This window comes from Pseudomonas anguilliseptica (assembly GCF_021375795.1).
Taxonomy (GTDB): domain Bacteria; phylum Pseudomonadota; class Gammaproteobacteria; order Pseudomonadales; family Pseudomonadaceae; genus Aquipseudomonas; species Aquipseudomonas anguilliseptica_A.
Genome location: NZ_JAEIOI010000007.1, coordinates 53,106 through 75,694, shown reverse-complemented (window position 1 = coordinate 75,694; position 22,589 = coordinate 53,106). Strand labels below are relative to the sequence as shown.

Annotated in this window: 14 protein-coding genes; 9 read left to right on the top strand and 5 right to left on the bottom strand. The window is 62.2% G+C overall.

The window, feature by feature from the left end:
* Positions 1-722 precede the first annotated feature (722 nt).
* Positions 723-1,664, top strand: a complete 942-nt coding sequence (locus IOD17_RS18375) for a DUF808 domain-containing protein (protein ID WP_233686474.1) — start codon at positions 723-725, stop codon at positions 1,662-1,664.
* Here the strand turns inward: IOD17_RS18375 and IOD17_RS18370 are convergent.
* From IOD17_RS18370 to IOD17_RS18350, 5 genes are all read right to left on the bottom strand, one after another.
* The gene (locus tag IOD17_RS18370; RefSeq protein WP_233686473.1) at positions 1,661-2,557 is read right to left on the bottom strand and encodes a transglutaminase family protein; all 897 of its coding nucleotides are present in this window, start codon (positions 2,555-2,557) and stop codon (positions 1,661-1,663) included. The genes IOD17_RS18375 and IOD17_RS18370 overlap by 4 nt on opposite strands.
* Positions 2,554-5,049 carry a circularly permuted type 2 ATP-grasp protein gene (locus tag IOD17_RS18365; protein WP_233686472.1) on the bottom strand — a complete coding sequence of 832 codons (2,496 nt, stop codon included), beginning with the start codon at positions 5,047-5,049 and terminating at the stop codon, positions 2,554-2,556. The genes IOD17_RS18370 and IOD17_RS18365 overlap by 4 nt, the downstream gene beginning before the upstream one ends.
* 105 nt (positions 5,050-5,154) lie before the next feature.
* A complete protein-coding gene (locus tag IOD17_RS18360) occupies positions 5,155-8,445 on the bottom strand; it encodes a DUF2126 domain-containing protein (RefSeq protein ID WP_233686471.1) in 3,291 nt (1,096 codons plus the stop codon).
* Between the two features lie 255 nt (positions 8,446-8,700).
* On the bottom strand, positions 8,701-9,813 hold the full coding sequence (locus IOD17_RS18355) for an SO2930 family diheme c-type cytochrome (protein ID WP_233686470.1): 1,113 nt from the start codon (positions 9,811-9,813) through the stop codon (positions 8,701-8,703).
* Entirely contained in the window at positions 9,813-11,051 is a 1,239-nt protein-coding gene (locus IOD17_RS18350) for a parallel beta-helix domain-containing protein (RefSeq protein ID WP_233686469.1), read from the bottom strand. The genes IOD17_RS18355 and IOD17_RS18350 overlap by 1 nt, the downstream gene beginning before the upstream one ends.
* Before the next feature lie 429 nt (positions 11,052-11,480).
* Here IOD17_RS18350 and IOD17_RS18345 point away from each other — a divergent pair, with 429 nt between their 5' ends.
* From IOD17_RS18345 to pgi, 8 genes are all read left to right on the top strand, one after another.
* Positions 11,481-11,657 carry a hypothetical protein gene (locus IOD17_RS18345; protein WP_003244646.1) on the top strand — a complete coding sequence of 59 codons (177 nt, stop codon included), beginning with the start codon at positions 11,481-11,483 and terminating at the stop codon, positions 11,655-11,657.
* Between the two features lie 60 nt (positions 11,658-11,717).
* Positions 11,718-14,672 carry a sensor histidine kinase gene (locus IOD17_RS18340; RefSeq protein ID WP_233686468.1) on the top strand — a complete coding sequence of 985 codons (2,955 nt, stop codon included), beginning with the start codon at positions 11,718-11,720 and terminating at the stop codon, positions 14,670-14,672.
* Between the two features lie 76 nt (positions 14,673-14,748).
* A complete protein-coding gene (locus tag IOD17_RS18335; RefSeq protein ID WP_233686467.1) occupies positions 14,749-16,176 on the top strand; it encodes a sigma-54-dependent transcriptional regulator in 1,428 nt (475 codons plus the stop codon).
* A gap of 700 nt (positions 16,177-16,876) precedes the next feature.
* Positions 16,877-18,283: a polynucleotide adenylyltransferase PcnB gene (locus IOD17_RS18330; protein WP_233686466.1), complete on the top strand. Its 1,407-nt coding sequence runs from the start codon at positions 16,877-16,879 to the stop codon at positions 18,281-18,283.
* Entirely contained in the window at positions 18,283-18,780 is a 498-nt protein-coding gene (gene folK / locus IOD17_RS18325; RefSeq protein ID WP_233686465.1) for a 2-amino-4-hydroxy-6-hydroxymethyldihydropteridine diphosphokinase, read from the top strand. Before IOD17_RS18330 ends, folK begins: the two co-directional genes overlap by 1 nt.
* 234 nt (positions 18,781-19,014) lie before the next feature.
* Complete coding sequence (panB, locus tag IOD17_RS18320; protein WP_233686464.1) at positions 19,015-19,815, top strand: 3-methyl-2-oxobutanoate hydroxymethyltransferase; 801 nt, start codon at positions 19,015-19,017, stop codon at positions 19,813-19,815.
* Entirely contained in the window at positions 19,812-20,672 is an 861-nt protein-coding gene (gene panC, locus IOD17_RS18315) for a pantoate--beta-alanine ligase (RefSeq protein ID WP_233686463.1), read from the top strand. The genes panB and panC overlap by 4 nt, the downstream gene beginning before the upstream one ends.
* Positions 20,673-20,843: 171 nt before the next feature.
* Positions 20,844-22,508, top strand: a complete 1,665-nt coding sequence (pgi, locus tag IOD17_RS18310) for a glucose-6-phosphate isomerase (protein WP_233686462.1) — start codon at positions 20,844-20,846, stop codon at positions 22,506-22,508.
* The last annotated feature ends 81 nt before the right edge of the window (positions 22,509-22,589 follow it).

Genomic DNA, 22,589 nt, shown 5'->3' with positions numbered 1-22,589 from the left:
ATAAGTACCTGACAAAGGCCTTAATCACCACACTAAACCCTTGAATTAACGCGATTATTGCTTGACTCGGCGAACACAAAGTGAAGCCTTGGAAGGATGCAGCAAACTGCTCAAAAAGCGATCAAGTGGCGCAAAACCAGGCATCATCAGCCTTGCAAACAGCCATACCAAAGTTATCAACAGTTCTACCCACAAGAGTCGTGGACAACTTCAGCGCCGGCCCACACCGCTCTGAATAGACCGCTTAAGCTGTTGTTTTCACATAAAATAATGCGCTGATCAAAAACTGTACAACCACCGCAAACAGACAGCTGACTAGGCGTACATACGGCTACGCCCACCTTATCCACAACTCACTCCACAGCCTTTGTGTACAACTATCTGCACCACTCGCCTGCGCGGTGCATAAGTACTGATCAGGCTGCTGGCTATGGACGCCATCAATACAATCAACAGCCCAAGCACCAAGCAGCGGCGTAAGGTCGTGCCATCACCCAAGGAGATGTGCCATGCCTATCCATGACCTGTTACGCAGCCTGCTCGCCGCCTATGCCGGGGGTGCCAGCGGCAGCAGCGACTAGCAACCGCCGGTTTTCGTGCGGCGCGCTAAACACGTGACGGCAGCCTATGGCTGACGGGCGTGGACTCACGTATAAATCTGCGCACCATCGCCTGCTGTTCTGCCGGGCGATTACCCGAAAACCTAGAAAGGAATCCCCTGCATGGCCGGCGCTAGCCTGTTAACCCTGCTCGATGATATTGCCGCAGTGCTCGATGACGTAGCGGTGATGACCAAAGTCGCTGCCAAGAAAACCGCCGGCGTCCTCGGTGACGACCTGGCGCTGAATGCCCAGCAGGTCACCGGCGTGCGTGCCGAACGTGAGCTGCCGGTGGTTTGGGCCGTGGCCAAGGGCTCATTCAGGAACAAGCTGATTCTGGTGCCTGCAGCATTGCTGATCAGCGCCTTCGCGCCTTGGGCGGTCACCCCACTGCTGATGTTCGGCGGCGCCTTCCTCTGTTACGAGGGTTTCGAAAAACTCGCGCATAAATTCCTTCACAGCCAGGCGGATGCCCAGGCGCAGCACGCCGAGCGGCTGCACGCAGTGGCCGACCCGGAGGTGGATATCCTGGCGTTCGAACAGGACAAGATCAAAGGCGCGATCCGCACCGACTTCATTCTCTCGGCCGAGATCATCGCCATCACCCTGGGCACCGTGGCCCTGGCCAGTTTTGGCAAGCAGGTCGCAGTGCTATCCGGTATCGCCATCCTGATGACTGTTGGCGTCTACGGCCTGGTGGCGGGCATCGTCAAACTGGACGACGCCGGCCTGTACCTCAACCAGCGCAGCGGCGCAGGACTGGGCAAACGTCTGCAACGTGCCGTCGGTCGCGGCCTGCTGCTGACCGCACCCTATCTGATGAAAGCCCTGTCGGTGCTCGGCACTGCGGCAATGTTTATGGTCGGCGGCGGCATCCTCACCCACGGCGTACATGCTGCCCAGGCGTGGATCGACCAGTTGGCGCAAAGCGTTGCCGTCAGCAGCGGCCTGCTCGCCGCCCTGCTGCCAACCTTGCTGAATGCCATCGCCGGGATCATCGCCGGCGCCATCGCGCTGTTGCTGGTCAGCCTGGCCACGCACGTGTGGAAAGTGATCAAGCGCTAACTCGCCAACGGCAGCACCGTCACCTGCACCTCAGGGTCGTGGCTGCCGCCACCGAGGATCACCCCGCGCAGCGGTGAGACATCGGCAAAATCACGGCCCCAGGCCAGGGTGATATGTTCCAGAGCCGGTCGAATATTGTTGGTTGGGTCGAAATCCACCCAGCCCTGCTCTGGGCAGAACACCGAGACCCAGGCGTGCGAGGCATCGGCACCGATCAGCCGAGGCTGGCCAGGCGGCGGTTGAGTGAGCAGGTAACCACTGACATAGCGCACCGCCAGGCCGCGTGAACGCAGGCAGGCGAGCATCAGGTGGGCAAAGTCTTGGCACACACCGCGGCGCTCTTCCAGCACCTGTAGCAAAGGCGTCGCCACCTGGGTCGCCGCCGCATCAAAGCTGAATTCGGCAAAAATCTTCTGCATCAGCCCATCCACCGCCACCAATAACGGCCGGTCTGGGGTAAAGCAATCCGCCGCGTAATCGCTGAACACCTGCTTGAGGTGCACATAGGGCGACTCGAAGCGAAAACGCGCCGCCTCCAGCACATCGGGCAGTAGCGCCTGGCCGCTATAACGCAGCGCCGTGCAGGCCTGTTCCCAGGCTGGCGACTGTGTCAAATCCAGCTCGTCGCGCGCCAGCACTTCGACCTTGAGCCGCGCGCTGACCATAAGCTCATCATGCGGACGCTCAAACACCAGGCGGGTCAGCGGGTTGCCGAACACATCCAGGGCATCCTGGCGCTGGCACGGCTGTGGGCTGACCAACAGCTGCTGTTCATGATTGCGCTGCCAGGGGCAGGCGCGCGGCCACAGGTGTGCCAGCTGCTGGGCCAGCGATACCGGCGCGGCATAGCGGTAATGGGTGTCGTGCAGAATCTGGTAGAAGGCGCTGCTCATGAGGATTGCGTCCGCTGGCTGGCATCAACATGGGCAAAGAAGCGCAGGCCCAGGCGGTCTGAGGTTTGCGCAGCGGCCTGGCTGATGCTGGTCAGTAGCTCGGCCAAGCCGGCGAGTACCTCCTGCACACTGGCCGCGCCAAACAGCGGGTTCTCCAGGCTGGCCAGGCTAAAGCGCGCCAGCTGCTGCTCAAGATGCTGCAAGCGCCGCTCGGCCGGCAGTTCGAAGTGTTCACCGAGGCGCTCCAGTGAACGCAACAATGTGCGTATCTGAAACAACACTGCATGCGGGTTCTGCTCATCCAGCAGCAACAGGTCGAGCACTGGAATCAGCTGCGCCGAGGCCAGGTAACGGGTGCGGTAGGTGATGCTGCTGTTACCCAGTTCCAGCAGCCACGCCAGCGCCGATTGATCCTGCGCCGCGCTGCTGGTGAGGAAGTTGGCCAGGCTGTCGCAGAGAAACTGCAGGCGTTCGATACAACGCCCGAGCATCAGAAAACGCCAGCCGTCATCGCGAGTCATATCGTCCAGGGCAAAGCCTGAGAGCGCCGCCAGCGACAGCAGCAGGCGGTCGAGAAAATCCAGCAGCTCGCCAAAGTCGGCCTGCTCGCTGCTCAGTGACTGGGCCTCACGCTGCAATTCGAGCAGGGCCTGCCAGTTGGCCTGAGACAGCTTGCCACGCACGCTGCCAGCCACCCATTGCAGACGCTGCAGATTGCCGCGCAGGCTATCCGGCCAGTCTTCTCCGAGCAGCGCTTCGAGCAGGCGCTGCTGCAGTTCGCCGCTGTCGGCGTCCGGTAGCAAGCCCAGGCTCTCGGCCAGGCTCAGGGCGGTTTGCAGGGCTTGAGGATCATCGTCGTCATCCACATAGCGCGCCAGCATGATGCGCAGCAGCCGCGCACCGTCTTCGCAGCGTTCGCTGTAGCGACCGAACCAGTAGAGATTTTCCACCACCCGTGAAGGCAGGTAGGGGTCGCTGCGCACCAGATCGGCCACGCCCAGCGGGCGCAGCCATTGCCAGGGTTCACCGCCAGCATGCCGTTCGCCGAGTACCCAGGTGTCCTTGCTGGCGCCACCGCGTTGCATCGACACCACTTCGGCGTCGGCTTCGGCGGCGACCCGAGTCAGGCCACCGGGCATCACCCGATAGCCCTCGGCGCTGGCCACGGCGAATACCCGCATACCAATCGCACGCGGTGCCAGCGTCGCGTCCTCTGGCTGCCAGACCGGCGCCTGTGACAGTTGCGCCAGCGCCTGGGCGACATAGGCATAGGGCCGCGCCTTGAGCCGTTCAGCCAGCTCGGCGCGCTGCGTTTCATCCAGATCACGGCCAAACACCGGGGCAAAACTCTGCGAGGGAAAGCTGGCGCGCACCAGCAGCTCGTCGAGCTGTTCCAGAGCCTTGTCCAGCACCGGCGGCTCGCCGCACCACCAACTGGCGATAGAGGGCAGCAGCAGTTCTTCGCCCAATAATTTTTCCGCGATGGCCGGGAGAAAGCCCGGCAAGCCAGGGGACTCCAGCACGCCACTGCCGAGGGCATTGGCCACCAGCACATGGCCCTGGCGCACGGCTTCGAGCAGGCCGGGCACGCCGAGGGCCGAGTCGGTGCGCAGCTCCAGCGGATCGCAGAAGTCATCATCCAGACGGCGCAGCACCGCATGCACGCGGCGCAGGCCAGCCAGGGTTTTCAGGTAGACCTTGGCATCACGCACGGTCAGGTCGCTGCCTTCCACCAAGGGGTAGCCGAGCTGGCGCGCCAGGTACAGGTGCTCGAAATAGCTCTCGTTAAAACGCCCCGGGGTCAGCAGCACCACCAGCGGCGTTTCACCCGCATCAGTTGGAGCCTGGCGCGCCAGGGTGTCCTGCAGGGTGCGGAAGAAGCCGGCCAGGTATTGCACGCGCAGGTCGCGGTACAGCTCAGGAAAGGCTCGCGAGACGATCTGCCGGTTTTCCAGGGCATAACCCGCGCCAGACGGGGCCTGGGTGCGGTCGGCGGTGACCCACCAGCGGCCATCCGGCGCCCGGGCCAAGTCCACCGCATACAGGTGCAGGTAGGTGCCGCCGGGGGGCTGGACGCCCTGGCAAGGCCACAGGTAGTTGTTGTGGCCAAACACCAGCTCGGCAGGCAGCAGCCCGTCGGCCAGCAGCTGTTGCGGGCCATACAGGTCGGCCAGCACGCTGTTCAGCAAAGTGGCACGCTGCGCCACGCCAGCGGCGATCTGCTGCCATTCCTCGGCGGGGATCAGGTTGGGCAGCAGGTCCAGCTCCCACGGCCGGTCGGCGCCATCGGGGTCGGCGTAGACGTTGTAGGTCACGCCGTTTTCCTGAATCTGCCGCGCCAGCAGGGCCTGACGCTGGGCCAGCTGCGCCGGGCTGCTGCGCTGCAGACGCTCCAGCAACAGGCGCCAGTGCGGGCGCACCTGACCGGCGGTGTCGAACAGTTCGTGATAAGCCCCTGGCGTCAGGGGGTAGTCGGCAAGCAGGTCGGGCATGGCAGGCTCGGCAGTGGCAAGGCAATACGGCTTTACGCTCCCCTCCCCCATTTATGGGAGAGGGGACTGGTCGCGAAAGCCTTCATTCAAGTGAGCGACATTACGTCAAACAAGGCGCAGATCCAGGGTCATGGGCAGTTCATTATTGTTGATCGGGGCCAGTGTCGGGCGCTTGCCGGGGCTGTGGCCCAAACGGAAGAAGCGCGCCATGCGCCGGCTCTCAGCCTCGTAGGCATTCACCGGCAGGCTGTCGTAGTTACGTCCGCCGGGGTGGGCGACATGGTACTGGCAGCCACCCAGAGAGCGGTTCATCCAGCTGTCCAGCAGGTCGAAGACCAGCGGCGCGTGCACTTCGATGGTCGGGTGCAGGCAGTTGGCCGGCTGCCAGGCGCGAAAGCGCACGCCACCGACAAACTCACCGACTTTGCCGGTGGGCCGCAGCGGCACCGGCACGCCGTTGCAGGTCAGCACATAGCGGTCACTAGGCAGGCCGCTGAGTTTGACCTGCATGCGTTCCAGCGAGGAATCGACATAGCGCACCGTACCGCCGCCACCGCCCTCTTCGCCCAGCACATGCCAGGGTTCCAGGGCCTGACGCAGTTCCAGCTCGATGCCCTTGACGTTGAAGTCGCCGGATTTGGGAAAGCGGAACTCGAAGTGCGGGGCAAACCACTCGCTGTGCAGGCGATAGCCGCAGCCGTCCAGCTCCTGCAGCACGTCGGCAAAATCCTGCTCGATAAAGTGCGGCAGCAGGTAACGGTCATGCAGCTCAGTGCCCCAGCGCACCAGCCGTGCTGGCTGATAGGGTTCGCGCCAGAAGCGCGCGATCAGCGCGCGAATCAACAGTTGCTGGGCCAAGCTCATCTGCGCATGGGGCGGCATCTCGAAGGCGCGCAGCTCCAGCAGGCCGAGGCGACCGGAGGCGGAGTCCGGCGAGTACAGCTTGTCGATGCAGAACTCGGCACGGTGGGTGTTACCGGTCACGTCCACCAGCAGGTTGCGCAGCAGGCGGTCGACCAGCCAGGGCTGACAGTCGCGGCCAGCCTCGGGCATCTGCGCGAAGGCGATTTCCAGCTCGTACAGCGCGTCGTTGCGCGCCTCGTCGATACGCGGCGCCTGCGACGTTGGGCCGATAAACAGGCCGCTGAACAGGTAGGACAGCGACGGGTGGTTGTGCCAGTAGCTGATCAGGCTGCGCAGCAAATCCGGCCGGCGCAGAAACGGTGAGTCCGCTGGCGTCGCGCCACCGAGAACAAAGTGATTACCGCCGCCGGTGCCAGTGTGACGGCCATCGATCATAAATTTCTCGCTACTCAGGCGACACTCGCGGGCCTGTTCGTAGAGAAACTCGGTGCGCTCGACCAGCTCATCCCAACTGGCAGCCGGGTGGATATTCACCTCGATCACGCCGGGGTCCGGGGTTACGCGGAAGAACTGCAGGCGCGGGTCCAGCGGCGGCTCGTAACCTTCCAGCAGCACCGGGCACTTCATCTCTGCCGCAGTGGCTTCGATGGCCGCCACCAGCTCCAGGTAGTCTTCCAGGCGCACCAGCGGCGGCATAAACAGATAGAGCTTGCCGCCCCGCGGCTCGGCGCACAGCGCGGTGCGCACCACACCGGCGGCGGACTGACCCAGCAGCGGGCGTTTGTTCGTGCTGGTCTGGCTGCCCGACCAGACACCGCGCGACTGCGGTTTGATCTGCGCCGCTGCTGGCAACGGGGCGAAGCGCTGGCTCGGGTCTTCCGGGGTAATGTAGGGGTAGTCGGCCTCGCTGACCCAGGGCTGAGAATCCAGCGGCAGGCGGTAGCCCAGCGCCGAATCGCCCGGTATCAGCCGGCAATGCTCATCACGCAGAAACCAGCTGCCACTCTGCCAGCCCAGCTGCTTGGCCTGCCGGGCCAGCGGCAGGATATGCCCGACGACCTTATCCAGCCCCTGTTCGAACACCTTGCGCAGCCGTTCGCGCTCCAGCGGATCGGCCAGACGTGGGTCTTCGGCGCTGACGTTGATCGGCAGCCTGCGCTCGCGCCACAGGTAGTAGAAGCGGTCCTCATAGGCCGGCACGCAGTATTTAGCGTCCACGCCCAGGCGCTCGGCGAGCAGGGTAAGAAAGTCGGCGGCCTTGGCCGCATCGACGCCGTAGTCTTTTTGTTCATCGGCATACAGCGCCGGGTTGTGCCAGATCGGCTCGCCGTCACGCCGCCAGTAGGCATTCAACGACCAGCGCGGCAGCTGCTCGCCGGGGTACCACTTGCCCTGACCGAAGTGCACCAGCGCACTCGGCGCGTAATGCTCGCGCAGGCGATGAAACAGGTCGCTGGCCAGGCGGCGTTTGTTCGGCCCGAGGGCAGCGGTGTTCCACTCCGGATCATCCGGGTAGTCGAGGGCGACAAAGGTCGGCTCGCCGCCCATGGTCAGGCGCACGTCCTGCTCCTGCAGGTCCTCATCGATCTTTTGCCCGAGGTCGACAATCGCCTGCCACTGCACCTCGCTGTAAGGCTTGCTGACCCGCGGCGCTTCCCAGATACGCTCCACCCACATCTCGTGACTGAACTCGCATTCGCACTCATCCACACCGCCGCTGATTGGCGCCGCCGAAGATGGCTCGGGGCTGCAGGCCAGCGGGATATGGCCTTCGCCGGCGAACAGCCCGGACGTCGGATCGAGGCCGATCCAGCCGGCGCCGGGCAAATAGACCTCGCACCAGGCATGCAGGTCGGTGAAGTCCACCTCGGTGCCGGAGGGGCCGTCGAGGGATTTCACATCGGCTTTCAGCTGAATCAGGTAACCGGAGACAAAACGCGCCGCCAGGCCCAGGTGACGGAACAGCTGCACCAGCAGCCAGGCCGAGTCACGGCAGGAACCGGAGCCTTTTTCCAGGCTTTCCTCCGGGGTTTGCACACCCGGCTCCAGGCGAATCAGGTAGCTGATATCGGTGGAAAGACGCTGATTGAGTGCCACCAGAAAATCCACGCTCGGCAGCGGCGTGCGCTCGATGCTGGCCAGGTATTTGGCGAACAATTTGCCGGCCGGCAGCTTGACCAGATAAGGCGCCAGCTCCAGCTGCTCGCCCTCGGTGTAGGCAAAGGGGATTTTCTCGGCGTAAGGCTCAAGGAAGAAATCGAAAGGGTTGAACACTGCCATCTCGGCGACCAGATCGACCTCGATCTTCAGCTCACGGGTCTTTTCCGGAAACACCAGGCGCGCCAGGTAGTTACCCTGAGGGTCCTGTTGCCAATTGATAAAGTGCTCGCCCGGCTCGACCTTCAACGCGTAGGACAGCACCCGGGTACGGCTGTGCGGCGCAGGACGCAGGCGCACGACCTGCGGGCCAAGATTGACCGCGCGGTCGTAGCGATAGTGGCTGACATGGTGCAAGGCGATATGGATCGACACAGCGGGCCTCCTGCGAGCCTGGGCGATAACCCAGCAGCGCAAGACTTATGCCAGTGGCCCACCCCAGCGCTGGCGCGGCCTGGCGTACTTACCCACCGCTGACGCGCACCACAACAGGGCCAGGCATGCCCCACGCCTGCGGCGGCGCACGAAAACAGGTCGCACACTGACCTCAGGGCACCACCAGAGCCGTGGGAGGGGCTTTAGCCGCGAAAACTGCTCGCCGCTGAAGCGCCTCCCACAGCTAATAGCCCCTCAACAATCCCCTTGCAGGCTGGCAATCCAGCGTTGCAGTACGTCCACACCCTCGCCATGCACAGCGGAGCGGCCCAGCTCAGGCATCATGATGCTCGGGTCGACACTTTCCACACGGAACAGCAGCACCGATTTATCCGGCTGGCCGGGGTGAATATCCACCAGGCGATCACCCGATCCTTTACCCGCCGCCACCGGCTGCTTGCACAGGCCATAGCTGATGCCGATAGCGGTGGTCGGATCAAGCAACAGCCCAGAAGTACGCCCCGGCCCTTTGGGGTTGTGGCAATGGCTGCAGTTGGCATCCAGGTAGCTGCGCGCCTGCTGCTCCAGGCTTTCGCCAGCGCGCGGCGTCGGCCATAAGGCGTTCTGCGGCACGCCCTGCAATTCGGCCGGTACCGCCTGCAAACGACCCTGCTGCTGCCAATGCTGCAACTGATTGTGCGTGCCGTCGGCGTAGGCAAAATCCTTGTTCAGGTGCCGCGCCTTCGGCCCCAACGGATTGACGCCCTGCCCTGCGGTTTCCTCATGACAGCCAGCACACTGGTTGGCGTCTGGCACCTGATAGGCCACCGCCTGGGTTTTGCCTTCGGCATTCAGCAGGCTTAACTCGCGGCTGTCACCCGCCCATTCCAGATGGGCTTCCTGCTGCAGCTCATCCCACACATAGGGTAATGCCACCCAACCGTCTTGCTGCTTGAGCAGGATGCGCGTTTCGATCAGCTGCACACGCGCCAACTCCAGACCGCGCTGCGGGTCACGGTCATCCTGCTCGTTCAGCAGCAGGCGCCCCTGGGCATCTTTGGGGTAGTAGAAGGTCTTGCTCAGCACCGTGCCGACCGGGTAATCGAAGTGCGCCTCGGCGTAGGTCGCCGCTGTACCCGCCGGCATCCACACGCTGCGCAGCTTGTGTGCGTAGTCGGTAAACAACGGGGTATTCAGGTCGTAGGGCAAGGCCTCGGCAACGGGCGCGATAAAACCATCGGCGCGCTGCAGCATGCCCCACTCGCTGAGGGTTTGCGGGTAGTTGTCACCCTGCGGCAGGTACAGCGGCGCCGGCTGCTGCTCGCAGCCGGCGAGGAGCAACAGCGCCCCCAGTAACAGACGACGCATCAGGCCCCCTGGTCGGCGTCAGCCGAGGCCAGTTTGACCGCTGGCAGTGGCGGCAGGCTGCAACGGTAGTTGGTCATGTCAGTGCTGATGTTTTTGTAGTTGTTTGGCCCGTCGACGTTGATCATCCCCGCCTCGCCGTTATTGATGCAGATCGCCCGGTCCGCCGGCAGCTTGCCGTCCACCAGGATGTCGAGGTTGACGTAGCCGTCCCAGAGAATATCCGGCAGGCGGCCGTTCAAGCCGAACTGGCTGACCTTCAGCGCTTTCAATTCCAGGTGATCCGGACTGTCGCCACCGGGGCCGAAGCGGTTGCCATGGATATGAATGCCTTCCGGATAAGGGTCGAAACTCTCCGCCGTGGACAGGTCGGTATAGCCGGTACTGAAGTAGCTGCTGATGATCACGTTGGCGGTCTTGTGGTTGCCAATGTCGTTGTCGAACACCTCGACATCATCGTTGGAGTTGATCACCACCCCGGAACCTGCCGGCACGCTGGCCACCGGCGTGCCCTTGTGGCCGAAATTCTTGTGGTTGTTGCCTTCGATCTTGTTACGGAACACCCGCGTCACCCGTCCGGCCTGCGGCAGGTTGGGCATGTTAAACACCAGAATGCCGCCGGTGTTACCGGTAGCGACGTTGTCATACACGTCGGCGTCGATGGTGTTCTCGATTTCAATCCCGGCGACGTTGCGCTCGGCGCGGCTGTTGCGCACCACCACGTTGCGCGACTGGCCGACATAGATACCGGCATCCGATGCGCCGATGGCCACCGCACCGTCGATCAGGGTGTTCTCGGTCTGCACCGGGTAGATGCCATAGGCGCCGTTCTCGGTGGCCGGGCCGTTGGTCCACTCGGTGCGTACACGGCGAATGATGATGTTCTTGCCGCCCACCACTTTCAGCGAATCGCCTTTGGTGTCCTCGAAGGCGATGTCTTCGATGGTGAAATCAGAGGCATCCACCAGCAGGCCTTCGGCGCCGGACTTCTGCCCTTTGAAGTTGAGGATGGTTTTGTCCATGCCTGCGCCCTTGATGGTCACGCCGCTGACTTTCAGGCTCAGGCTGCGATCAAGCTGGTAGGTGCCGGCCGGAATCTCGATCACCGTACCAGGCTTGGCCTTGATCAGCTGGGTTTGCAGGTCCTTCTGGAAATCCAGGTTGGCCACCGGGGCCGGTTCTTCACCGCAAGCGGCGAGCAGCACAGACAGGGTAAGCACGGAAAGCGGGGCAAGGCGCATGGCAATCTCCAGCGTTGTTCTTATTAAGTGGAACGATAGTACCAATTAATAGAAAAAAGCCAACCCCGCACCCGCACATACCCGCCACCCGACCAACAGCCAGCCTACGCAGAGCGCCACGCATCCGTTACCATCGCTAGGGTCTGTTGCCGTTTCGTTCGGGGCCGCGCCGGAGCCTGTTATAGCGCGAGACAAGGCACGAGACACGAAGTTTGGTTGTTCCAAATGAGTGTCGAGAAACGCAGCATCGCGCTAAAACAGGCCCGGCCCTTTGGGTTGCGCGAAAAATCTCGCCATGCGGCGTTGGAGGGCTTGGCAAGGGAACAACCATTACCTGCGCCCTCCGCCTGGCCTGGCGAGATTTTTCACTGCAACGCGGCTCGCGACGAAACGGCAACAGACCCGAACAATTAAGCGAAGAGATGCGGCATGTATATCTATCGATTGGTGCTGATCCTGGTGGTGGGGATCTACCTGTTCTCCCCGGCCATCATGGACTGGTGGATCGACCCCAATGGGGCCTGGTACCGCCCCTACCTGCTGTGGCTGATCCTGATAGTCGTGACCTTCATCCTTCAGAGTCAGCGTGATGCCGATGAGCTTTAACCTGTGGCAGCGCGACCTGCGTGAGCGCTCCTTACCCCTATTCGCTTCAGAGCCAACGTGATGCTGACGAGCTTTAGCCTGAGCCAGCTGATTCTGATCAGCGCCGCCTACCTTCTTATCCTGTTCGGCGTGGCCTGGATCAGTGAACACGGCCTGATTCCACGCTGGGTAATCCGTCACCCACTGACCTACACCCTGTCACTCGGCGTCTATGCCAGCGCCTGGGCCTTCTACGGCACCGTGGGGCTGGCCTATCAATACGGCTACGGTTTTCTCGCCAGTTACCTCGGGGTGTCCGGAGCGTTTCTGCTGGCGCCGGTGCTGCTCTACCCGATTCTGCGCATCACCCGTACCTACCAGCTGTCATCACTGGCCGATCTGTTTGCCTTCCGCTTTCGCAGCACCTGGGCCGGCGCCCTGAGCACCGTATTTATGCTGGTGGGCGTGTTGCCGCTGCTGGCCCTACAGATTCAGGCGGTGGCCGACTCCATCGGCATTCTCACCCGCGAGCCGGTGCAGGAACGCGTGGCGCTGGCCTACTGCGGGTTGATCATTCTGTTCACCATCCTCTTCGGCGCGCGGCATATCGCCACCCGCGAGAAGCATGAAGGCCTGGTATTCGCCATCGCTTTCGAGTCGGTGGTCAAGCTGGTGGCGATCAGCGCCATCGGCCTGTATGCGCTGTATGGCGTGTTCGACGGCCCGCAGGATCTGCAATCCTGGTTGGTGCAAAACCAGTCGTCGCTGACCAGCCTGCACACGCCGTTGCAGGAAGGCCCGTGGCGCACACTGCTGCTGGTGTTTTTCGCCTCGGCCATCGTCATGCCGCACATGTATCACATGACCTTTACCGAGAACCTCAACCCGCGCGCCATGGTCAGCGCCAGTTGGGGCCTGCCGTTATTCCTGCTGCTGATGAGCCTGGCGGTGCCGCTGATCCTCTGGGCCGGGCTGAAACTGGGCGCCACCACCAACCCGGAATACTTCACCCTCGGCGTCGGCATCGCGGTCAACAGCCAGACGCTGGCGCTGATTGCCTATGTCGGCGGGCTGGCCGCCTCCAGCGGATTGATCATCGTCAGCACCCTGGCGCTGTCGGGCATGGTGCTCAACCATGTGGTGCTACCGCTGTACCAGCCGCCGTCGGAAGGCAATATCTACCGCTGGCTGAAGTGGACGCGGCGCGCGCTGATCCTGCTGATCATCATGGCCGGTTACGGTTTCTATCTATTGCTCGGCGCCGAACAGGACCTGGCCAACCTCGGCATCGTCGCCTTCGTCGCCACCTTGCAGTTCCTCCCTGGCGTGCTCTCGGTGCTGTACTGGCCAACCGCCAACCGTAAAGGCTTTATCGCCGGGCTGCTGGCGGGTATCGGTGTGTGGGTGGTGAGCATGCTGCTGCCGATGCTCGGCAACCTGCAGGGCTTTTACCTGCCCTGGTTCAACGTCATCTATGTCCTGGATGACAGTAGCTGGCACCTGGCCGCCATTGGCTCGCTGGCCGCCAACGTGCTGGTGTTCACCCTGGTGTCACTGTTTACCGAAGCCAGCCCGGAAGAAAAGAGCGCCGCCGAAGCCTGCGCCGTGGATAACGTGCGCCGCCCGCAACGCCGCGAGCTGCTGGCCGCCTCACCGCAGGAGTTTGCCGCGCAACTGGCCAAACCCCTGGGCGCCAAGACCGCCCAGCACGAAGTCGAGCAAGCCCTGCGCGACCTGCATCTGCCCTTCGATGAAGGCCGCCCCTATGCCCTGCGCCGCCTGCGCGACCGCATCGAGGCCAACCTCTCCGGCCTGATGGGCCCCAGCGTGGCCCAGGACATCGTCGAGACCTTCCTGCCGTATAAAGCTGGCAGCGAAACCTACGTCACCGAAGACATTCACTTTATCGAGAACCGCCTGGAGGACTACCACTCGCGCCTCACCGGCCTGGCCGCCGAACTCGACACCCTGCGCCGTTACCACCGCCAGACCCTGCAGGAATTGCCCATGGGCGTCTGCTCGCTGGCCAAGGATCAGGAGATCCTGATGTGGAACAAGGCCATGGAAGAACTCACGGAAATCCCCGCACAACGCGTGGTCGGCTCGCGCCTGAACACCCTGGGCGAACCCTGGCGCGGGCTGCTGGAACGGTTTATCGAACTGCCCGACGAGCACCTGCACAAACAGCGCCTGGCCCTCGATGGCCAGACCCGCTGGCTCAACCTGCACAAGGCCGCCATCGACGAGCCCCTGGCGCCGGGTAACAGCGGCCTGGTGCTGCTGGTTGAGGACCTCACGGAAACCCAGATGCTCGAAGACAAGCTGGTGCACTCCGAGCGCCTGGCTTCCATCGGTCGCCTGGCCGCCGGTGTGGCGCATGAGATCGGCAACCCGATCACCGGTATCGCCTGCCTGGCGCAGAACCTGCGCGAAGAGCGTGAAGGCGACCCCGAACTGACCGAGATCAGCGAGCAGATCATCGAGCAGACCAAACGCGTGTCACGCATCGTCCAGTCGCTGATGAGCTTTGCACATTCCGGCAGCCATCAGAACAGTGAGGAACCGGTGTGCCTGGCGCAGGTCGCTCAGGATGCGATTGCCCTGCTGGCACTCAACCGGCGCAGTGTCGAAGTGCAGTTCTTCAATCTCTGCGATTCCGATCACTGGGTAGTGGGTGATCCGCAGCGCCTGGCACAAGTGCTGATCAACCTGCTCTCCAACGCCCGCGATGCCTCACCACCGGGCAGCGCGATCAGGGTCAAGAGCGAACGTTTCGAGCACACCGTCGACCTGATCGTCGAGGACGAAGGCAGCGGTATTCCCAAGGCGATCATCGACCGCCTGTTCGAACCTTTCTTCACCACCAAGGACCCGGGCAAAGGTACGGGGCTGGGCCTTGCACTGGTCTATTCGATCGTGGAAGAGCATTATGGACAGATAACAATCGACAGCCCGGCCGACCCCGAGCTCCAACGCGGCACCCGTATTCGGGTCAGCCTGCCGCGGCATGTCGAGACGACGTCCATAGCGACTTAAACCAGCTACCAGCGAGCATGCCTGCCAGGCCCTTTAGCCCAGCGGCATGCCCCGAGACCGTCGAGAGACCGAATTGATGCCTCATATTTTGATCGTCGAAGACGAAACCATTATCCGCTCTGCCTTGCGTCGCCTGCTGGAACGTAACCAATACGAAGTCAGCGAAGCCGGCTCGGTACAGGAAGCGCAAGAGCGCTTCAGCATCCCCAGCTTCGACCTGATTGTCAGCGACCTGCGCCTGCCCGGCGCGCCCGGCACCGAACTGATCAAGCTCGGCCAAGGCACCCCGGTGCTGATCATGACCAGCTATGCCAGCCTGCGCTCGGCGGTCGACTCGATGAAGATGGGCGCGGTGGACTACATCGCCAAACCCTTCGACCACGACGAAATGCTCCAGGCCGTGGCGCGTATCCTGCGCGATCACCAGCAGGCCAAGAGCGCTCCAGCGCCTGCCGCCAGTGTGGCAAAAGCCAGCACCGACAAGGTGGTGGACAACAGCAACGGCGAAATCGGCATCATCGGCTCCTGCGCCGCCATGCAGGAGATGTACAGCAAGATTCGCAAGGTCGCGCCCACTGATTCCAACGTACTGATCCAGGGTGAGTCCGGCACTGGTAAGGAACTGGTCGCCCGCGCCTTGCACAACCTTTCGCGCCGAGCCAAGGCACCGCTGATTTCGGTGAACTGCGCCGCCATCCCGGAAACCCTGATCGAGTCCGAACTGTTCGGCCACGAAAAAGGTGCCTTTACCGGCGCCAGCGCCGGGCGTGCCGGCCTGGTCGAAGCCGCTGACGGCGGTACTCTGTTCCTCGATGAAATCGGCGAGCTGCCGCTGGAAGCTCAGGCGCGTCTGCTGCGCGTATTGCAGGAAGGCGAGATTCGCCGGGTCGGCTCGGTGCAATCACAAAAAGTCGATGTGCGTCTGATCGCCGCGACCCACCGTGACCTGAAAACCCTGTCGAAGATCGGTCAGTTCCGTGAAGACCTGTATTACCGCCTGCATGTGATTGCGCTGAAACTGCCGCCACTGCGCGAACGCGGCGCCGACGTGATCGAAATCGCCCGTGCCTTCCTGATCCGCCAGAGCAGCCGCCAGGGTCGCCTCGACCTGAGCTTTGCCAGCGACGCCGAACAGGCCATCCGCCATTATCCCTGGCCGGGCAACGTGCGCGAGCTGGAGAACGCCATCGAACGCGCGGTAATCCTCTGCGAAGGCAACAGCATCTCGGCCGAGCTGCTGGGCATCGATATCGAGCTGGATGATCTGGAAGACGACTTCACCGGCCTGCCCGCGCAAAGCGGCGGCCTGGGCCATGAGCCGAGCGAGCCGACCGAAGACCTGTCCTTGGAAGACTACTTCCAGCACTTCGTTCTGGAACACCAGGACCACATGACCGAGACCGAACTGGCGCGCAAACTCGGTATCAGCCGCAAATGTTTGTGGGAACGCCGCCAGCGCCTGGGTATCCCACGGCGCAAATCTTCGGGGGCAACCGCAGGCTAGAGCCCTGCGCATGGGTGACAGATGTGTGCGCCAGAGGTTCCACAGTCTGTTACCCATTCAACACTTAGTAACAAAAGCCGGGTCTTATGGTAACGAGAGCCCGGCTTTTTTATGCCACCTCGCCACCCCGCAAACAGCTCAAGCCATTGTTTTTAAAGTGATTTCAAAAACTGGCACGGGTTCTGCTTTATTGCTGGCACAACAACAATAACAAGCACGCTCCAAACCTAATAAAAATAAGACGTACCGACTCCAGCACAATAAAAACAACAACGCGGAGGCGCAGCTAACTGATTCTTTTGGAAAGGAATTGCCTTTGGGGTTCACCCCAAAACCAGGCCGAGAACAATAAAACTGCCCTAAGGCAGCGCCAGTACTGGTTGGGTCACGGTGTGATCATGGCAGCGTCAGCATCCAAAGCAATCCGTTTGCTCTTGATTCCCAGCTTGGGAAGTTTTCCAAAGGTCCTTGACTGGATGGAACGGGTAAATCAACAAAAACAACAAGCCCGCCATAATAATAAAAATAGAGCACGCACCAATTTGGGGGGGAGCTTCGGCTCCCCCAGTAGCTTCAAATCCCCCGCCTGCCAGCCTTTCCTGTCGTTTCCTGCATCAATCCCCGACTCAATGCTAGAATCCGCGCCATTCCTGCGGCCGGCATATACTCTGGCCAGTCATTTAGTCAAACAGTGCCTCCCATGCTGAAAAAGCTGTTCAAGTCCTTCCGTACGCCCACCCGCCGTGGCAAACACTCGCACAGCACACCTGAAGTGCTGAGCCGCAGCCAACATCCGATCGAACGCGGCGAGATCAGCCGCTACGCCATCAGTGTGGTCGAGCGCCTGCAACAGGCCGGCTACCAGGCGTATCTGGTCGGTGGCTGCGTGCGTGATCTGCTGCTGGATATCGAGCCCAAGGATTTCGACGTAGCCACCAGCGCCACGCCCGAGCAAGTGCGTGCCGAGTTCCGTAACGCGCGGGTAATCGGTCGCCGCTTCAAGTTGGTTCACGTACATTTCGGTCGGGAAATAATCGAAACAGCAACCTTCCGCGCCAATCACCCCGAAGGTGATGAAGAAGAGAACAGCAACCTGTCCTCGCGCAACGAAAGCGGGCGCATTTTGCGCGACAACGTTTACGGCACCCTCGAAGACGATGCCCAGCGCCGCGACTTCACCATCAATGCGCTGTACTACGACCCAGTCACCGAACGCATTCTCGACTACGCCAATGGCGTGCACGATATCCGCAACCACCTGATCCGCTTGATCGGCGACCCGACCCAGCGCTACCAGGAAGACCCGGTGCGCATGCTGCGCGCCGTGCGTTTTGCCGCCAAGCTGGATTTCGACATCGAAAAACACAGCGCCGCACCGATCTACAAACTGGCTCCGCTGCTCGGCGGCATCCCCGCCGCACGCCTGTTCGATGAAGTGCTCAAGCTGTTCCTCGCCGGCTACGCGGTGTACACCTATGAGCTGCTGGTCGATTACGGCCTGTTTGGCCAGCTGTTCCCGGCCAGCGCCGAAGCGCTGAAACTCAACCCGGACTACACCGATCAACTGATCCGCAATGCCCTGGATAACACCGACCTGCGCATTCACCAGGGCAAGACCGTCACGCCGGCCTTCCTCCTGGCGGCGCTGCTCTGGCCTGCACTGCCGGCCCGCGTGATCAAGCTGCAGGAGCGCGGCATGCCGCCGATCCCGGCCATGCAGGAGGCTGCTCACGAGCTGATCAGCGAACAGTGTCAGCGCATTGCTGTACCCAAGCGCTTCACCATGCCGATCCGTGAAATCTGGGATATGCAGGAACGCCTGCCACGGCGCAGCGGCAAACGCGCCGATATGCTGCTGGAAAACCCACGCTTCCGTGCCGGTTACGACTTCCTCCTGCTGCGTGAAAGCGCCGGTGAAGAAACCGGTGGCCTGGGCGACTGGTGGACCCGTTATCAGGATGTCAGTGACAGCGAGCGGCGCAATATGATCCGCGACCTCAGCAACAAGGACGACGCACCTGGCGCGCCGCGCAAGCGTAAACGCAGCAACAGCAAGCGCAAACGTGGCCCGGCGAGCGAAAGCCCAAGCAACCCTGCTGGCGAATAATGGAACGCGTGTATATCGGCCTGGGCAGCAACCTGGCCACCCCGCTCGAACAACTGCGCAGCGCGCTAGCCGCCCTGGCCGCGCTGCCGCAAACGCAGCTGGTTGCGCAATCATCCTTCTATGCCAGCGATCCGCTCGGCCCGGCGGATCAGCCGCGCTACGTCAATGCTGTAGCGGCGCTGGATACCGAACTCAGCCCACTGGCCCTGCTTGATGCACTGCAAACCATCGAGCTGGAACAGGGTCGCACGCGCAAAGCCGAACGCTGGGGCCCGCGCACCCTCGATCTGGATATCCTGCTATTCGGCGAACGCCAACTGGATGAACCACGCCTGACCGTGCCGCACTACCACATGCACGCCCGCGCCTTTGTCCTCTACCCGCTGGCTGAAATTGCCCCCGACCTGAAGCTACCAGATGGCCGCGCGCTGACCGAGCTGCTTGATGCCTGCCCCTTTGTCGGGCTGGAACGGCTCAACGAAACCGCGCGAGTCTGAAACCGATCAATCTCGACTGCCGAGTCATGCCACTGCGCAGCGCTAACCTCGGCAGCCAGCAGGTGCATTGGCGGTAACGCCAGTAACAGGCCGGTAACACCTGCAATTGACTTCGAGCCCCCCCATCAGGACTATAGGCGTCCCGTTGCCCCGCACCGGTGCAATTCGAGGCCAATGCAGGCCAACTTGAAGCAGCACAACTGCTGACTGAACGCCTGAGTGAGGACAGTTTTCATGCCTGATGTAACCCTGACCACCCTGCAAAGCCTCAAGCAGAGCGGCGAGAAAATCGCCATGCTGACCTGCTATGACGCCACGTTCGCCCAGACGGCCTGCCAGGCCGGAGTCGATGTGCTGCTGGTGGGCGATTCCCTCGGCATGGTCTTGCAAGGCCATGACAGCACGCTGCCCGTCACTGTCGCCGAAATGGCGTACCACACCGCCAGCGTCAAACGTGGCAACCAGGGCGCGCTGATTCTCGCCGATCTGCCCTTTATGGCCTACGCCACTCTTGAGCAGGCCCTGAACAACAGCGCAGCACTGATGCAGGCCGGCGCCCACATGGTCAAGCTGGAAGGTGCCGCCTGGCTGGCTGAGCCGATTCGCCAACTGGCCGAACGTGGCGTGCCTGTCTGCGCCCACCTGGGCTTGACCCCACAGGCAGTGAATATCCTTGGTGGTTATAAAGTGCAGGGCCGCCAGGAAGCCCAGGCCCGGCAAATGCGCGCCGACGCCATGGTGCTGGAACAGGCCGGCGCGGCCATGCTGCTGCTCGAATGTGTGCCCAGCGAGCTTGCTGCTGAAATTAGCCAGGCAGTAAAAATCCCGGTGATCGGCATCGGTGCCGGCGCGGCCACCGACGGCCAGGTGCTGGTACTGCACGACATGCTTGGCCTGTCGTTGAGCGGTCGTACACCGAAGTTCGTGAAGAACTTCATGGCCGGCCAGAGCAGCATCCAGAACGCCATCAGTGCTTATGTCAAAGCGGTCAAAGACCAGAGCTTCCCAGCAGCCGAACACGGATTTTCTGCATGAACACAGTTAAAAGCGTGCGCGAGTTGCGCGCCGCTGTCGCCCAGGCGCGCGCCGAAGGCAAACAGATCGCCTTTGTGCCGACCATGGGCAACCTTCACGCCGGCCACGCCGCACTGGTGGAAAAAGCCGCCCAGCGCGCCGACTTCGTGGTCGCCAGCATCTTCGTCAACCCGTTGCAGTTCGGCCCCAGCGAAGACCTCGACAAATACCCGCGCACCCTGCTCGCTGACCAGGAGAAGCTGGTCGAAGCCGGCTGCCACCTGCTGTTCACCCCGGATGTCGAGGAAATGTACCCCAGTGGCATGGACGGCCAGACCCGCGTCAGCGTGCCTGGTGTGTCCGAAGGCCTGTGCGGCGCCAGTCGTCCTGGGCACTTCGAAGGGGTCGCCACGGTCGTGAGCAAGCTGTTCAACATGGTGCAGCCGGACCTGGCGATTTTTGGCCAGAAGGATTTCCAGCAACTGGCAGTGATCCGCACTCTGGTGCGCGACCTGAATATGCCGATCCAGATTATCGGTGAGCCCACCGTACGCGCCGACGACGGTCTGGCACTGTCTTCGCGCAACGGTTACCTGACGGCCGAGCAACGTGCTGCCGCCCCGGTGCTGTACCGCACCCTGCGCGAGATGGCCGCCGCCATCCAGGCAGGCGAACGTGACTACGCCAAGCTGATTCATGCCGCCCAGGCACAACACAGCGCCGCCGGCTTTCGCCCTGACTACCTAGAAGTGCGTGAAGCCAACGGTTTGCGCCCGGCCACTGGCGATGATCAGCAACTGGTCATTCTGGTGGCCGCCTTTATTGGCAGCACAAGGCTGATCGACAACCTGGCATTCGAGCTCGATACTTCCGCCTGAGAACAGGCACTGACCAACCGCTGCACACACCGCCTTGGTAACCTGAGCCGGGTTCAGTGGTCTACTTGAGCAGGCTCGCCAACCGCACCTGCCAGCTACACTCCAGGCCCGGATCACTCCGGGCCTTTTTGCATGATTGATTAGCCGCACCCAGGAAAGGAACACGCACCAATGGCTTACTACCAGCAGCCGCATGATGTCACCAACCTGCCCGCCTGGCAGGCACTGCGCGAACATCGTCAGCAGATGAACGACTTCAGCATGCGCGAGGCCTTCGCCAGCGATCCGCAGCGCTTCTCGCGGTTCTCCCTGAGCGGCTGCGGGCTGCTGCTGGATTACTCGAAGAACCTGATCAACGACACGACTCTGCAACTGCTGGTGCAACTGGCCGAACAATGCCAACTGGGCGAATCCATCCAGGCACTGTTCAAAGGCGAGCAGGTCAACGCCTCGGAAGGCCGCGCAGCCCTGCACACGGCCTTGCGCAGCCCGATTGGCCGCAGCCTGAAACTCGACGGCGTGGACCTGATTCCCCAGGTGCACCGCGTACTCAATCAGATGACCGAGCTGGTCAGCCGCATCCACAGCGGCCTGTGGCGCGGCTACAGCGACAAGCCGATCACCGAAGTGGTGAATATCGGCATCGGCGGCTCATTCCTCGGCCCACAGCTGGTATCCGAAGCGCTGCGGCCCTTTACCCAGCGCGGCGTGCGCTGCCATTACCTGGCCAATATCGACGGAAGCGAATTCCGCGAGCTGACCGCCCGCCTGAATCCGCAGACCACCTTGTTTATCGTCTCGTCGAAATCCTTCGGCACCCTGGAAACCCTGAAGAACGCCCTGGCGGCACGGGACTGGTACCTGGCCCTGGGCGGCCCGGAAGCCGAGCTGCACAAACATTTTATTGCGGTCACCAGCAACCAGAAGGCTGCCATCGAGTTCGGCATCAAGGCGGAAAATATTTTCCCGATGTGGGACTGGGTCGGCGGCCGTTATTCACTGTGGTCAGCCATCGGCTTGCCTATTGCGCTAGCCATTGGCATTTCCAACTTCAAGGAGCTACTGGCCGGTGCCTACGCCATGGACCAGCATTTCGCCCAGGCACCGCTGGCGGAAAACATGCCGGTGCTGATGGCCCTGCTGGGTATCTGGTACGGCAATTTCTGGGGCGCGAAAAGCCAGGCGATCCTGCCCTACGACCACTACCTGCGTAACTTCACTAAGCATTTGCAGCAATTGGACATGGAGTCCAACGGCAAGAGCGTGCGCCAGGACGGCAGCCCCGTGGACTTCAGTACCGGCCCCGTGATCTGGGGCGGCGTGGGTTGCAACGGCCAACACGCGTATCACCAGTTACTGCACCAGGGCACCGAGCTGATCCCGGCGGACTTTATCGTCCCAGTCAACAGTTTCAGCCCGCTGGCCGACCACCACCAGTGGCTGTTTGCCAACTGTTTGTCGCAAAGCCAGGCCCTGATGCACGGCAAGACCCGCGAGGAAGCCGAAGCCGAGTTGCGCGCCAAGGGGCTCGACGAGGGCGAAGTACAACGCCTGGCACCGCACAAGGTGATCCCCGGTAACCGCCCGAGCAATATCCTCGCGCTCAACCGCGTCGACCCGTTCAACCTCGGCGCACTGGTCGCGCTGTATGAGCACAAGGTGTTTGTCCAAAGCGCCATCTGGGGCATCAACGCCTTCGACCAGTGGGGCGTCGAACTGGGCAAGGAGCTCGGCCAGGGAGTTTATCAACGCCTCACCGGTCAGCTCGACGAGCCTGCCAGCGACGCCTCGACCCAGGGACTGATCCAGCACTTCCGCGAACGCCATCGCGGCTGATCGAAGCCGGCTAAGCACAAGGCCAGCACTTGAACCAAGCACCCGCTTGGTTCACCCTTACGAACATTGCGGAACACAACA

Excerpts from the sequence above, each read along its gene's own strand:
- IOD17_RS18370 (WP_233686473.1), bottom strand. The coding sequence starts at position 2,557 with ATGAGCAGCGCCTTCTACCAGATTCTGCACGACACCCATTACCGCTAT.
- IOD17_RS18355 (WP_233686470.1), bottom strand. The coding sequence starts at position 9,813 with ATGCGTCGTCTGTTACTGGGGGCGCTGTTGCTCCTCGCCGGCTGCGAG.
- IOD17_RS18350 (WP_233686469.1), bottom strand. The coding sequence starts at position 11,051 with ATGCGCCTTGCCCCGCTTTCCGTGCTTACCCTGTCTGTGCTGCTCGCC.
- IOD17_RS18345 (WP_003244646.1), top strand. The coding sequence starts at position 11,481 with ATGTATATCTATCGATTGGTGCTGATCCTGGTGGTGGGGATCTACCTG.
- panB (WP_233686464.1), top strand. The coding sequence starts at position 19,015 with ATGCCTGATGTAACCCTGACCACCCTGCAAAGCCTCAAGCAGAGCGGC.
- panC (WP_233686463.1), top strand. The coding sequence starts at position 19,812 with ATGAACACAGTTAAAAGCGTGCGCGAGTTGCGCGCCGCTGTCGCCCAG.
- pgi (WP_233686462.1), top strand. The coding sequence starts at position 20,844 with ATGGCTTACTACCAGCAGCCGCATGATGTCACCAACCTGCCCGCCTGG.
- IOD17_RS18365 (WP_233686472.1), bottom strand. The coding sequence starts at position 5,049 with ATGCCCGACCTGCTTGCCGACTACCCCCTGACGCCAGGGGCTTATCAC.
- folK (WP_233686465.1), top strand. The coding sequence starts at position 18,283 with ATGGAACGCGTGTATATCGGCCTGGGCAGCAACCTGGCCACCCCGCTC.
- IOD17_RS18330 (WP_233686466.1), top strand. The coding sequence starts at position 16,877 with ATGCTGAAAAAGCTGTTCAAGTCCTTCCGTACGCCCACCCGCCGTGGC.
- IOD17_RS18335 (WP_233686467.1), top strand. The coding sequence starts at position 14,749 with ATGCCTCATATTTTGATCGTCGAAGACGAAACCATTATCCGCTCTGCC.
- IOD17_RS18375 (WP_233686474.1), top strand. The coding sequence starts at position 723 with ATGGCCGGCGCTAGCCTGTTAACCCTGCTCGATGATATTGCCGCAGTG.
- IOD17_RS18340 (WP_233686468.1), top strand. The coding sequence starts at position 11,718 with ATGCTGACGAGCTTTAGCCTGAGCCAGCTGATTCTGATCAGCGCCGCC.